11 protein-coding genes are annotated in these 13,542 nt (G+C 55.4%); 6 read left to right on the forward strand and 5 right to left on the reverse strand.

Annotation, left to right across the window (positions count from 1 at the left end):
• Positions 1-3: 3 nt before the first annotated feature.
• The 5 genes from VHE34_RS30120 to VHE34_RS30140 form a co-directional block, all read right to left on the reverse strand.
• Positions 4-987, reverse strand: a complete 984-nt coding sequence (locus VHE34_RS30120; protein ID WP_325595119.1) for a PP2C family protein-serine/threonine phosphatase — start codon at positions 985-987, stop codon at positions 4-6.
• A gap of 2 nt (positions 988-989) precedes the next feature.
• Complete coding sequence (locus VHE34_RS30125) at positions 990-3,626, reverse strand: tetratricopeptide repeat protein (RefSeq protein WP_325595121.1); 2,637 nt, start codon at positions 3,624-3,626, stop codon at positions 990-992.
• 22 nt (positions 3,627-3,648) lie between these two features.
• A complete protein-coding gene (locus VHE34_RS30130) occupies positions 3,649-4,599 on the reverse strand; it encodes a hypothetical protein (protein WP_325595123.1) in 951 nt (316 codons plus the stop codon).
• Between the two features lie 13 nt (positions 4,600-4,612).
• Complete coding sequence (locus VHE34_RS30135; protein ID WP_325595125.1) at positions 4,613-5,200, reverse strand: hypothetical protein; 588 nt, start codon at positions 5,198-5,200, stop codon at positions 4,613-4,615.
• A 296-nt stretch (positions 5,201-5,496) separates the two neighbouring features.
• Positions 5,497-7,746, reverse strand: a complete 2,250-nt coding sequence (locus tag VHE34_RS30140) for a protein kinase (protein ID WP_325595127.1) — start codon at positions 7,744-7,746, stop codon at positions 5,497-5,499.
• A 93-nt stretch (positions 7,747-7,839) separates the two neighbouring features.
• On the opposite strand from VHE34_RS30140, the gene VHE34_RS30145 reads away from it, so the two are divergent.
• The 6 genes from VHE34_RS30145 to VHE34_RS30170 all read left to right on the forward strand — a co-directional run bounded on the left by VHE34_RS30145 (position 7,840) and on the right by VHE34_RS30170 (position 12,856).
• A complete protein-coding gene (locus tag VHE34_RS30145) occupies positions 7,840-8,739 on the forward strand; it encodes a serine hydrolase (RefSeq protein ID WP_325595129.1) in 900 nt (299 codons plus the stop codon).
• A 90-nt stretch (positions 8,740-8,829) separates the two neighbouring features.
• Positions 8,830-9,648 (forward strand): SDR family oxidoreductase, encoded by an 819-nt coding sequence (locus VHE34_RS30150; RefSeq protein WP_325595131.1) that lies wholly within the window; start codon positions 8,830-8,832, stop codon positions 9,646-9,648.
• Positions 9,649-9,666: 18 nt separating this feature from the next.
• A complete protein-coding gene (locus tag VHE34_RS30155; protein WP_325595133.1) occupies positions 9,667-10,557 on the forward strand; it encodes a helix-turn-helix domain-containing protein in 891 nt (296 codons plus the stop codon).
• 11 nt (positions 10,558-10,568) lie between these two features.
• Positions 10,569-11,255 carry a cytochrome b/b6 domain-containing protein gene (locus VHE34_RS30160; protein WP_325595135.1) on the forward strand — a complete coding sequence of 229 codons (687 nt, stop codon included), beginning with the start codon at positions 10,569-10,571 and terminating at the stop codon, positions 11,253-11,255.
• Positions 11,252-12,058: a hypothetical protein gene (locus VHE34_RS30165; protein WP_325595137.1), complete on the forward strand. Its 807-nt coding sequence runs from the start codon at positions 11,252-11,254 to the stop codon at positions 12,056-12,058. Before VHE34_RS30160 ends, VHE34_RS30165 begins: the two co-directional genes overlap by 4 nt.
• A gap of 213 nt (positions 12,059-12,271) precedes the next feature.
• Positions 12,272-12,856, forward strand: coding sequence for an ORF6N domain-containing protein (locus tag VHE34_RS30170; RefSeq protein WP_325595139.1), 585 nt, complete (start codon positions 12,272-12,274; stop codon positions 12,854-12,856).
• Positions 12,857-13,542: the final 686 nt, after the last annotated feature.

Consider the following 13,542-nt stretch of genomic DNA (forward strand, 5'->3'; position numbering starts at 1 on the left):
GTTTTAAGGTGTTAAAGTATCTTTGGCCGACCCCGCAGTAGGGACGACCGTCTGAATGTTCGCCGTATCCAATTGCACCCTGGACGGCACAGGCCGCCCCAAATCCTTCTTCGCAAAAATATCCCCCCGTATCACAAACGCCGCCGCAGCGATCAGCACCGCCATTGACAAAAGCATCCAACTCGCCCTGCTTGGACCCCGCCCCACCGATCCGGAAGCAACCGCCGTCGAAACAGACGCAGGCGCGGGACTCACCCTTACCAGGTACATGGAATAATTATCCCTCGTCTTATTATAGCAGTACGTCCTAAAAGCCTTCGCCAGGTACATCTCCCGATGCTCACTCTGCTGCAGCAGGAACAACAAATCGGCATCGGAGATATTCTCCAGCAGCCCGTCGGTACAAAGCAGGAAATAATCCCCCTCCCGGATATCCTCCACCCAATGCCCTTCCGCCTCCGGCCCCGGCTCATCGGCCCGGATCGCCTTCAGCAACAAATTCCTTTGCGGATGATCTCTCGCATCTTCCTCCGACAGCTCCCCCGTCCGCACCAAACTATGCACCAGCGAATGATCCGTCGTCCGGAACAGCACCCGGTCCCCCCGAAGATGATACACCCGGCTATCCCCACACCAGGCAATATACGCCCGGCCCTCCATCAGGTACAGTAGCGTAAAGGTCGTCGCCATATCCTTGCCAAGTCCCTTCAGCAACGCATGCTCCACAAGCCGCGACCGGGCACCCTCCAGCAGCGAATTGATCAAGGCAAGCCCCACCTCCGATTCCGGCGCACCTTGCAGCCCCTGCGCCACTCCCTCGGCAATATACTGGCTCGCCACTTCCCCGCTCTCCGAACCACCGACCCCATCGCACACGATAAAGATCCGGTCCTTCTCGGAAGCGGTACCCGGCAATGGGAAGAGGAAATCTTCCTGGTTTCGCTTGGCGCCGGTCTCGTGGAGATAGTCGATTTGGGTAACCCGCATGATCAAAAATATTTTTTTAGCAATTCCTTGAATTTCTTACTGTTCCGGATATCCCCAAGCAACCGGTCCCGTTTGATCTGGTCATAGCTGGGCGTCTTCTTCCGGAAACTTCGCTCGAACCACACGATCGACTCATCCGCCTTACCCTGCAAGGCAAGCGAAGACCCGATCCCATACGAGGCCCAGCCATTCGTGCTGTCCCGCTGATAGGCTTTATGGAGGAAAAAATACGCGGAATCATACTTTCCCGTATTCAGGTACACCTCCCCGATCTCCACCGGGAAAGAATGCACGGTGTCCAAATGTAAGGCGAGACTGCGGGAATAATACGGCAACGCCGCAGTATAATTCTGGAGCATATAGTTGCAATACCCTTGCAGGTACACCGCATCCGGCTTCTCCAACTCCTTGTCTCTCCGTACATAGTCGCCAAAAGCCGCCGCCGCGCCCGCATACTCCTTCCTGTCCAGGTAGGCCCTTCCCAATATATAATGCCACTCCGGGTGCTTGTCCAGCAGGGAGATCGCCTTGGTCATATCCTCGATGGCGTCGGCCAGTCGCTCCTGCCGGTAATAGGCATACCCCCGGTTGAAATAGGCGTCGGCAAAATTCCGGTCTTCCGCGATCGCCCGCTTCTCATCGCCGATCGTCTTGTCATATTGCCCCAGCTGGAAATGGCAAACGCCCAGGTCGTTATACAGCTCCGGCAACAGGGTAGGGGCCACTCCCCGGGTATTCAGCGCGAGCCGCAACGCGCTCTCATAGGCTTCCGCCGCACGCGTATAGTCCTTCAGCGCCCGCAACGCATCCGCCTTCCCCTTCATCGCATACAGGTGCTGCGGACTCAGGCTCAACGCCATATTGAAATTGTCGATCGCCACCTTATAGTCCTTCAGCTCATACCAGGCAAGGCCCCGTTTATAGTAAGCCTGCACGTAGGTGGGGTTGCTCCGCACGGCATGATCATAGCTGATCACGGCCTTCATATTGTCGCCAAGCGCGTAGTAATATTCTCCGCGGGTAAACCGGTACAGGGCTGAGCCTGGCTCTATCGCTATCGCCGCGTCTATATAATGCAGCGCCGAATCCGTATTCTTATGCGCAAAGGCATCCGCTGCCTGGTTGGCAAAGTTCACCGCATATCCCGTCACGAGCTTAAGGTTGTCCGCGTCCAGCCCCTTCACCCGGGCCTGATCGAAATCTGCTGCCGCCTCCCGCACCCTGCCCAGCCGCAGATCGCATTGCCCACGATAGAAAAAGGGTAACGCATTGCTGCTGTCCAGCTGAAGACAGAGCCCGAAATTGTCGCTTGCCTTCTCCAACGCCTGCCGCCCATCACCCGCCTGCCCGTATTGCATCAGCAACAGCCCCTTGGTCAGGTAGACATGCGCGGCCTTGGGATCAATCGTCAATGCTTCATCCAGGTCCGCAAAGGCTTCCTTGTACAGCTTCAGCCGGACATGCATCACCGCCTTCTGTTCGTACATCCCCGTATTGGTCCGGTCCGTCGTAAGGTAGATCGTATAGTCGGTAAGCGCCTTGAAATATTCCCCCGTGGCGGCATAGAGGTCGGCCCGGTAGCGAATGGCCGCAAGATTTCCGTGATCCAGCTCATAGGCCTCCGAATAATCTTTTATCGCCAGCTCGATGTTCTTCGACTCATGGTTCAGCCTCTCATGACAGCGGGCGCGGCCAAGATAATAGTCCGAGTTCTTCGGGTCCTTTCGGATCGCGTCAGTATACTCGTTCAGCGCTTCCTTGTATAGCCCGGCATTGTACTTTTCCTGCAGATAGGATAGGGTGGCGTACTTGTCCGTCAGCTGCTGGATATGCTGTTGAAGACTCGCCGAGGCGTCAGGTTTCTGCCGGATGGCGTTCCGGTAATTCTCGATCGCCTCCTTATACTGGCGGTTGTTCTCCTGTAGCCGCGCCTTTTCGATAAATCCGGCATACAACTGGGCCGGATCGGCCTTTGCGGGTTCGGCGTCTGTGGAGGCCACCGCGGCCCTCGCATCGTTCTTTATGGGAATATTGTTGGCGACATCACCGGCGGTATCCTCAGGATTGAAAAAGGCAAGCCGGACGATATATAGCCGCCATTGAGTACCCTCTTTCTCCGCCTTGATCTCCGCAAGCCGGTTCGTCACGGAATAGGGCTGGTCGCTGATAGCGCTCCGGCCCTTGAAAAGGGAGTTGAAATAGACCTTTACATAGAGGTCTTCATTCTTCTTCACCGGGCTGCACCGGACATGGTCGAAGGCGATTGTGGCGCTGTCGCTCTTTTTATAAAGGAGATCGACATCCCGCAGGTATTTTCCAAGTACCTCTTCGCCGGCCTGCCCGGAGCGAACGACCGTGGGACTGACATCCGGTTCCACCACGACCAGGGAGTCGCGGAAGATGCGGTTACGGCTATTCAATGTATACGAGGAGTGAATGCTCTCGGCCACTTCCAAAGTCTGGTAACTGTTGTTCGACAAGGTATTCAACAAATCGTTCAGTTCCGTTTTTACTAATCTCTCCGCCTTATATCTTATCTCCGCGGCGTCCCGGCTGGAAAGGGAATCTTGTCCCACAACCCGCCCTGCCGTCCCAAAGGCGGCGACAAACAACAACAGTACGGGCGATAGGTCCTTCATGATTTCATTTTGTGTTTTCGCACTATTCTCCCAGCAGCTTCTTTACATAATTATTTTGATCTTCGGGACCCGCGGGCCGGATGCTGGTGATCAGCCAACCGGAGTTCCGCGTTGCCCGCTCAAAATTCTCGACCGTAAAGATCCAGTCATGCACCTGCAGATAGTGGTATCGTAACTTTTTCACAGCGACGAATTTGATCCGGCCCCGAAGCACCGCCTGGTAGAACGGCATGGCATAACGGCCTTCGAAAAAGCGGGGATCGAAAAGATCGTGAAGCCGGCGCTTGTCGGCAAAATCCCGGTCCAGCTCGGCAAAATAAGTTTCATTCGCAGCGGGCTGGATGAACCGCCGCCTTGGGTTCACACTGCTGATCGTGACGATCACCGGCAAGGGCACTTTCCTTCCCGCCGTCTTCACCCCCCCTCCCTCCGAATTCCCGCTGCTCGCCATCACATCTCCCGGCCGCGCATCCGTTGCCTTTCCAACTGCCAGCTTAAAATGGGGTTTTACTCCCGCGATCACCCACTGCGCGCTCCCATCCGGGTTCAGCTGGATCTTAAGGATAAGGTTCGCCCGGACAAGATCCTCCCGGTACACGAACTGGCAGACCGCCTCGGCGTACCATTGATCCCGCATAAATCCAAGCGAATCCGGTTGGTTCGGGTCAGTCGCCCGCCGGATAAAATGATCCATTTGCAGCGAATCCCAACGTTGGGTGGAATAGTTGAAAAGGCTTCGGATCAGCTGCTCCCGGTTCTTGTTCCACGGGCGATGATGGGCAAGATAGTACCGGCGGATCGCGCTGCTTGTATCGTTATTGAACCGGTGGATGAACTCGTCCAGTTGCATCACCCTGGTCACAAAATTGGCCTCCCGCGTCGCGGCATCATTGCTGAACACCTGCGCGGGAACGGTTATCCGGCATAGCAACAGGGGCAAAAAGAATAAAGCTTTCGACAGGGGCGCCTTCATAATTTACAAAACATTACAAGGTTTTCGTAGCCACAACCCCGATGTCCGACAACAAGACGTCCCAGAGCTTCCGGGTCGAGCCTTCATACGTTTTATTATAGGTCTTGAGCACCACATTGGCATGCTTTAGAGTAACATCACTATATACCAGTCTCCCATCCCGGTACCCCCTGAACTCCTGTTCAAAAGAGACCGTTCCATAAAGATTGCCGTCCGGCCCCGGCTTCAGATCGCTCACATATTGCACATGCGTCCACTTCACCTCGATCCGGTCATATTGTATCTGCTTCACCCGCTTCAGGTAATCCCGTATCTTCAGCCTGAGCACCGCATTGCGGTTATTGGACGACACCTCGACCGTTGCCTCATCGTTCACAAAAAGCGTCACCGCCTGTGACACCGCCTTGTCCAGCTCCTCGTAACCCGCCGTCTTATCACAAAGTACCTTCAGGTAATCAGTGAATTGCGCCGTCTTCTTCTCCGCCTTCTCCTCGAATTCCTTCCGGGTCACACTCCCCAGCAAGGCATTCACGCGGGCCCTCGTGGCGCTGTCCTGGGTGGACACCCCCCCAGCCCCGGTAGTATCTATTGCCAAGCCCATACCTTGCCCCGTCCCGGTACCTGGGATGTTGGAATCAATACGATCAACAGGGGAAAAAACGAGATTGTCCTGCGCACAAAGAAGGTTACACAAGAGAAGACATACCCACGCTGCTGTTATTGATTTAGAGCAGTTCATATTGCGACAATAGTTTAGTGAGCAGGATACGGCAGGGTTACGAATGGCCGGGTAATCACCTTTAACGGATCGGAACTTTCTCTGGCAGAAGGGAAAGCGAAAGTTACTAGGAAAACCCGAATTGGCGACCAAAATGTACACAAAATTATTCTAACATATTAGTGGTATTGCCTCAAGCCGTTGTATTTCATACTCGTAGCGTTGTCCTGGACCGGGAGGGCGTGTAGAACCCGGCTCATCCGGTGATTATGGATGATAATATATACGGCGATAAGGATCAATACGGTAGCCGCAATGATCGCAATCCGTTGACCGTCATTCCAAATCCGCGACCCCAGGTGAGCCACCGGCGTCCGGGCAGGCTCGTCCGGCGCCGGCGCGCTCACTGCCTCCGCCCAAACCCAACTCTTCTCCGGTACAAAAAGGTCCTGCGTCACCGGTCCCGTCTCCGGGATCAGCCTCATTTCCGGCCGCGGCACCAGCTTCTCCTTGATTGGCTCTTCCTCTGCAACCACCGGTTCTTGTGGCATCCTTTCCACGACTTGTGGAGGCGCAACCTCCACAGGACGACGCAATAATTCCATCAGCTCCTCGGCCCGCTGCACCCGCCGCCGCGCATCCTTCACCAGGCATCGCCGCACCACTTCCCGGAAGGGGGGCGGCAGCTCATCGACCCGGCCCACCAGCTCCGGCGAAAGAATATTCGCCATCATCTCCTCATTGCTGTCCTCCCGGCCTTTCCTGAACAGCACATTTCCCGTGATCACCTCGTAGATGGTCACCCCAAGCGCCCATAGATCGAGATTGGGCGCAAGCCGTTCGTCGATCCCGTATTTTTTCAGGTTCAGTTGCTCCGGCGCCATATAGGGGATCGACACCACCAATGCCGAGGAATGCCCGGTCTTGGCCGCATCCAGCACCTTGCTGACGCCAAAGTCCGTGATCTTCGCCACCGGCCCGTCGGACGTCTCCCGGATGAGGATATTTCCCGGTTTGATATCCCGGTGAACGATCCCGTTCTTGTGCAGATAGGCCAGTCCGTTCAGCACATCCGTTAGCAGCTTCTTCAGCACCGCCTCCGTCGGATGCGATGCGTAATATTCAAGGAGATTGCCGCCATCCAGCAGCTCCATCACGCACACCTGCGTGACCTCCGGTTCGCCAAAGACATTTTCTTTCTCGATCTCTTCGATATCGAGGTACCGGCAGATATTGGGATGATCCAGGTTGATCACCCGCCGGATCTCCGCAGTCGGACTACACCGCTCGGAAATATCCGCCGATTTATAAAATTTCAACGCCACCCACCGGTTGAGCTTCTTGTCCAGGGCCCGGTACACCCTCGCAAATCCCCCCTTGCCGATCAGCGCCTTACCCGGATCGTATTCATACCGGTTAAAAAAGGGATGTATCTCCCGGATGCTTCTCACCGGCGCCTCCATTTCGATCACAGGTTCCTCTTCCAACTCCACCACCCGCGCCGCAGGAGCCACCGCCACCTCCGCCATATCCCTCTTGGGAAGTATCACAGCCGGCCCCTTCTCCACAGGAATTGCCGTGACTGGCCGGTTCAGCAGTTCGATCAACTCCCTGGTATTCTGCGGCCGCCGCCCGGCATGTTTCACAAGACACCTCGAAACAAATCGGTCAAAAGGCGCCGGCAGCCGCCGTACCTTCTCGGGCAGGGTGGGGGAAAGGATATTCCGGATCACCTGCTCCCGGCTGTCCCGCGGACTGTTCCGGAAAAGAACGTCGTTATCCGCGATCGCCTCGTACACCGCCAGACCCAGCGCCCAGAAATCGACGTGATAGGAAACGCTTCCTTCGACGCCATATTCTTTGGGGTTGAATTGCTCGGGCGCGATCCGCGTCACCTCCATCACCATCGAGGAAAAATGCGCATCCCTTGAAGCCGCCTTCCCCGACCCCAATCCAAAATCCGTGATCTTCACCACCGGGCCCTGCGTCGTCATCCCGACGAGCAGGTTCGACGGTTTGAGCCGCCGGTGGACGATCCGATTCGAGTGCAGGTAGGTAAGACCGTGAAGGATATCCAGCACCATTTTGCGCAACAGCTCCGGTTGCCGGTTCGCCTGGTAATAGCTGGCAAAGTCCCCGTCACGCAGGAGTTCCATCACGCAGACCTGGCGCTTCTCGTGCTCGCCCGGCACCGTTTCCTTGCCGATCTCCCCCATATAAAGATACCGGCAGATATTGGGATGGTCCAGGCCGGCAAACTTATTCACGTTCACAAAGCCGAACTTCTCCGACGATCCCATCGCCCGGTAGACTTTTACCGCTACAGGGAGATAAATATGGGTGTCAAGAGCCTCGAACACTAAGGAATATTCCCCCTTCCCGATACAGTCGGTGGAAGGTTCATACTGGTACCTGTTAAATAATAGCATGGATTAGCGGTTTTCAATTTGCATGCCAGCCATCCATGCCGTTTTCCCTCAATTCTTTTTAAATTACAGCGAAATTCCCTGTAAATCTACGCAATGAGAAAGTCCCTCTGCCTCCTCACCCTCCTCGCCCTGTGCCACGCCGCCCTCTTCGCCCAGCGTCCCGACAAACGGCTCGAAGCCCTTCTCCATCCTCTCGTCGACACCTTCCATGGCGTCGCCGGTATCTATGTAAAGAATTTAAAGACGGGTAGGGAAGTGGCCATCAACGCCGACACCGTCTTTCCCACGGCCAGTATTATAAAAGTGCCGATCCTCGTCGGCATCTTCGACAAGATTGCCCAGGGAGCATACACCTATGAGCAGCCCCTGGTATATCGCGACTCCGCCGCAAAAAAGGGTTCAGGATTGATGCAGTTTTTCAAGGACAGCTCCGCGACCGATCTCCGCACTTGCATAAGTCTCATGATCACCAACAGCGATAATACCACGGCCGTCTGGTGCGAACGCCTCGCCGGTGGCGGCGTCGCCATCAACGCCTGGCTCGACGCCCATGGCTTCAAGAACACCCGTCTCAACAACCGGACGCCCGGCCGCGAGGCCAATCGCCAACTCTATGGTTGGGGCCAGACCACACCCCGCGAGATGGCCCGCCTCGTCACCATGATCCGGAATGGAGAGGCCATCAACCCCGATGTAAGTCAGAATATGTACAGGATCATGACCCATATCTTTTATGATGACTATGCCCTTTCTGCCATTCCACCGTATGTGCAGGCGGCTTCGAAGCAGGGGATGGTCGATGACTCGCGATCCGAGGTCGTTTTGGTCAACGCTCCCCATGGCGATTATGTCTTTTATGTTGCGACAAAGAATAACAAAGATCAGCGCTGGGAGAAGGACAACGAGGCCTGGCGGCTGACCCGCCAGGTCTCCGCGTTGCTTTGGAGCTATTTCGAACCCCATTCCCCTTACACGGCCCTGCCCCACCTGTAACCCGGCGGTAAAATGGATAAGTCTTCCCTACTTTTGTGCTAACACCACCGGGTTCCGTGAGGGTAACTTTACATCATCAAATAAATAAGTATGAAAAAAGTTATCTTCATCACCGGTGCATCCCGCGGCTTTGGTAAGCTGTGGGCCGAAGCCTTCCTCCGGCGCGGGGACAAGGTCGCCGCCACTGCCCGCAATCTCGACACCTTGGCCGATCTCAAAAAGCAATATCCCGACAGCCTGCTGCCGATCCGCCTCGATGTCACCGATCACGATGCCAGCTTCGCCGCTGTTCGACAGGCGAAAGAACATTTTGGACGTTTGGATGTTGTTATCAACAACGCCGGATATGGCCTTTTCGGAACGGTCGAAGAGACCACCGAAAAGCAAGCCAGGGATCAGATGGAGGCAAACTTCTTCGGATTATTGTGGGTGACCCAGGCGGCCCTTCCCATCATGCGGGCGCAGGGGAGCGGACACATCATCCAGTTGTCCAGCATGTTGGGTGTGGTCACCCTCCCTGTTCTCGGGATTTACAACGCGTCGAAATTTGCAGTCGAAGGCCTCAGCGAAACGCTGGCCACCGAAGTAAAAGGATTTGGTATTCATATCACGCTCGTAGAGCCCAATGGCTTTGCCACCGATTGGGGCGGCGCCTCTGCCGTGCAGACCGCCCCGATCGCCGCCTATGAACCCGTCAAGGCCGCGTTCCGGGAAGCAGCCTCCGGCGACATCTGGGGGATACCGGAAGCGACCACCGATCCGATCCTCAAGCTGGTCGACGATCCCAATCCGCCGCTCCGCCTGTTCCTCGGAAAGATCGCCTACCCGCTGGCGAAACAGGTGTATACCGAAAGACTCGCCACCTGGGAGCAATGGAACGATGTCGCTACGGCAGCACACGGAAAATAACAGGTAACCCGGACACACATGAGACATTATAAGACCCTCCATTCACTTTTGGTCGATGGTGGCTGGCCACCGCCCGAGCATCCGTTGCTCGCGGCGGTGCGCTGTCATCACGCCTGTTCATCGGGCGATCGCCGGTTTACCAGCGATTGTTATATGATTGGTTTTAAGAAGCTAAAGTCCGGCGTCATACGCTACGGCCGTACAAAATATGATCATGAAAATGGGAGTTTGTCCTTTGTCCGGCCCCGGCAGATGGTCGAATTTGTAGACCTCGAATTCGAAGAGGATGCGTTTTTGATCTTTTTTCATGAGGATTATCTTCTTGGGCATCCCCTGCATTCGCAGATCAAAAAGTATGGATTCTTCGACTATGAGGCAAATGAGGCCCTCCATCTTTCGCCAAGCGAAGAAAAGACCATGTGGGAGTTGTATTTCAAGATCCAGGCCGAAAGTGTCGCCAACACCGACGAATACAGCCGCGATATCATCCTCTCTCATCTCGACTCGATCCTCAAATATGCGCAGCGGTTCTACAAGCGGCAGTTCATCCATCGCGCGCCCCTGACCAGCTATACCGTTTCGAAGTTCAATGAGACCCTCAGCGGCTACTTCGAAAAGGGGCTCGTCGAAACCCAGGGCCTGCCCACCGTAAACCACCTCGCTTCGTCCCTGAATCTATCGCCTCGTTATCTCAGCGATTTGTTGAAAGAAGAGACCGGTAAGACCGCCATCGAGCTCATTCATATTTTTCTGATAGGGGAGGCCAAGAACCTCCTCAATACGCCCGATCTCTCCATCTCCGAGGCCGCCTACCGCCTCGGCTTCGGGAATTTGCCGTATTTCTCGCGGCTCTTTAAAAAGGAGGTCGGTCTCAGTCCCAACCAGTACCGCAAGCAGGCCCTCAACTAGCCCAAAAAATAATGGTATCTTGCCGGATCAAACGGCTCGACTTGAACATCAACAACACCCTGGATCTTCGTCAGCGCCATAGCGCCGCCATCCGTATCTGGCATTGGAGTTTCTTTCTCATTTTAACCGCCTCCCTCGCCACCGTCGGCCTCGCCTCGACCCTTTTTCGCACCCGGAACAATATCGCATCGGTCCAAACCCAGCTCCAAAAGAAAGGCGTCGCCGTCAATCCCGACCAGGCCCGTGCCGTTGCCCATGAGTTCAATGACAAGTTGTGGGGGTTGCATACCTGGCTCGGATATATCCTCTGTTTTTTCGTAGTGGTCCGCATAGTAATAGAGTGGACCCAGCCCTCCGCCGAGCGCCTGGGCCGCAGGCTTAAGGCAGCCCTCACCTTCAAGCCGTCTTCCCCGCAAGAGCGGGGCGAACAGCAACATTATTTATTGGTCAAGCGCTCCTATCTCGTTTTTTACGCCGCGATTGCCGTCATGGCCTTGACCGGGCTCGTACTCGCGTTTGAAAATGTTACCCTCTTCAAGGAATGGCGCGCACCCGTCAAGCAATTGCATGCATTCGTGCAATATGTTATATATGGGTATGTGTTGCTGCATCTAGCCGGCGTCATCCGCGCCGATATTGGCCAGTTCCCCGGGATCGTTTCGGGTATGATCAATGGGAGAAAAAGCAACCCGCAGTGAAGTCCCTCCACATCATAGCAACCGCGCTCATCTTCCTCCTCTTCCGCGCCACCCCCGCGCAAGCCCAAGCCCAGGAAAAGGCGTCGCCGCCGGAGCGCGCCCAGGCCCCCGCAAAAATCGTCGAGATCTCCGGGACCGTCTTCGACAAGACCCAGCTCTTCACCATGCCCGGCGTCAGCGTGCTCAGCAATTCCGGCGCCGGCACCATGACCGATTCGGTCGGCCACTATCGTATCCGGCTGAGAACCGATGACAGCATTTACTTCTCCTACCTCGGCCGCCGGACCGGCGCCGTTGCCGTCCGCCGTCTGGCCCCCGACTATCCGCTGAACATGAGCCTCGCCGTCACGGTAGACAGTTTGCCCATCGTGGTCGTCAAGCCCAAGCCTTATCGCTATGATTCCCTCGAGAACCGCGACGAGTACCGTAAGGTCTTCGATTATGCCCCCGATTATCTCGCCGGCGGCACGGGCGGCGGCCTCGGTGTGGGCCTCAACCTCGACATGATCTTCAACGCGCGCAAGAACCGCCAGATGTTATCGCTCCAAAGTCGCCTCATCGAAGAGGAGCACGACAAGTATGTAGACTATCGGTTCAACCGAACCCTCGTCCGCCGCATCACCGGCCTCCAGAAGCCCCTCCTCGACACCTTCATGCGCCTCTACCGGCCGACCTACGAGTATATCCGCAGTTTCGAGAATGATTATGATTACTATAAGTACATAAAGGACTGCAGCCTCTCCTTCCGCGCCTACTGGCGCCGCGATTACCCCGTCGACCACCCCCATCCCCTCGAAAACTAGCGCCGCCCGCGCCAGAGCCCCCCCGCGCCCCCCCCCCGCGCCCCGACGCCCCTTCTCCCCGCCCTCCCCATCCCCGTGGCCCCGCCGCCCCTTCGGCATCGCCCCCGAACCACACGCTATCCCCGGCCCGCTCGCCGCCCCCAAACGGCCCCAAATTTGCAACCTATGGCTACAAAATTTGCCTAACTTCACGCTAATCGAAACCCTGATTATATGCAGATAATCCAAAGTATCCAGAACCGAATCCACGTGATCAGAGGGGAGAGAGTGTTGTTAGACAAGGACTTAGCAGCCCTCTACGAGACCGAGACAAAGGCCCTCAACCTGGCCGTCAAGCGCAATATCGAGCGATTCCCCGAAGATTTCATGTTCCAGCTTACGAAGGAAGAGTGGGATGATTTGAGGTTGCAAACTGAAACCTCAGTCCCCGTCGAACCCAACTCCGAGGGTACCCAACCTTTGAGGTTGCACGTTGAAACCTCAAAACCCGGCCGCGGGGGCACCCGTTATCTCCCATATGCCTTTACAGAACAAGGGGTTGCAATGCTCAGCGGTGTCCTCCACTCCGAAAAGGCCATCAAAATGAACATCGCCATCATGCGCGCATTCGTCGAAGTCCGCCGCATCCTCGTTCACCAGTCCGACTCCCGGCTCCAACTCCAGGAGCTCAAAGACCGCCTCGGCGAACACGACGTCCAGCTCAACCAGATTTACGACGCCATGGAAAACCTCCTCGACGAAAAAACCTCCCAACGCAAATGGGAAGACCGCGAACGCATCGGCTTTAGGCAGCGCTGACAATGCGACTCCACTACCGCTCCGCCAATAGCGGTTGAGATCGTACGGGCAGAATCCCATATGGGGACTTTCGGGCAGAAGTTTCGAAGATTGAACAGTCCGCCATTCCCTCCGGCGGCAACACGAAAGACAGAATCCTTGAAGTATTGGCGTGCTCGTTGGATCAGAGTTGCGTCTGGGGATAAGAAGCTTGCCGGTCGTTCTTTACCGCAGGAGGCCAAAAGAAGAACAATAACCGAAAAACCGGATAGGATAGGTAACTTTTTCATATAGCCGAATTGTTTAGGTTGTTGTGAATATAATTTCTCATTCAACAAAAACAAACCCGATACCAGACATATTATAACAATTAAATGTAAACGCTCAGTAGACTGCGCATATACAGTAGCAAAACCACCGCAGACGCATTCATTTCCCGCCACCTAAAAGAGCGCTATGAAGTCTCACGTACCCCCAATGTCATCGGTTACATTCCCCCGTAACCAGACCGTAACAGCGCTCCCTCTCCCAAAAAAGTGATAAAAGTCAATTCAATGAATTTCAATTCTCCACAAAGACGGCGCGCTCCCGCATTAACAGTTCGATGACACTTACAAAAACCGAATGGCACAATATTTGGCATACCCCTATCAAGACTCCATCACTCTCTACCCTATCGCAATAGATATCCTAACAGTGGCCGGATC

It is taken from the genome of Puia sp. (genome assembly GCF_035546395.1).
In the GTDB taxonomy this organism is placed as follows: domain Bacteria; phylum Bacteroidota; class Bacteroidia; order Chitinophagales; family Chitinophagaceae; genus Puia.

Bases quoted from the DNA above. Each gene is read 5' to 3' on its own strand.
- VHE34_RS30120 (WP_325595119.1), bottom strand. From the start codon at position 987: ATGCGGGTTACCCAAATCGACTATCTCCACGAGACCGGCGCCAAGCGA.
- VHE34_RS30125 (WP_325595121.1), bottom strand. From the start codon at position 3,626: ATGAAGGACCTATCGCCCGTACTGTTGTTGTTTGTCGCCGCCTTTGGG.
- VHE34_RS30130 (WP_325595123.1), bottom strand. From the start codon at position 4,599: ATGAAGGCGCCCCTGTCGAAAGCTTTATTCTTTTTGCCCCTGTTGCTA.
- VHE34_RS30135 (WP_325595125.1), bottom strand. From the start codon at position 5,200: ATGGGCTTGGCAATAGATACTACCGGGGCTGGGGGGGTGTCCACCCAG.
- VHE34_RS30140 (WP_325595127.1), bottom strand. From the start codon at position 7,746: ATGCTATTATTTAACAGGTACCAGTATGAACCTTCCACCGACTGTATC.
- VHE34_RS30145 (WP_325595129.1), top strand. From the start codon at position 7,840: ATGAGAAAGTCCCTCTGCCTCCTCACCCTCCTCGCCCTGTGCCACGCC.
- VHE34_RS30150 (WP_325595131.1), top strand. From the start codon at position 8,830: ATGAAAAAAGTTATCTTCATCACCGGTGCATCCCGCGGCTTTGGTAAG.
- VHE34_RS30155 (WP_325595133.1), top strand. From the start codon at position 9,667: ATGAGACATTATAAGACCCTCCATTCACTTTTGGTCGATGGTGGCTGG.
- VHE34_RS30160 (WP_325595135.1), top strand. From the start codon at position 10,569: ATGGTATCTTGCCGGATCAAACGGCTCGACTTGAACATCAACAACACC.
- VHE34_RS30170 (WP_325595139.1), top strand. From the start codon at position 12,272: ATGCAGATAATCCAAAGTATCCAGAACCGAATCCACGTGATCAGAGGG.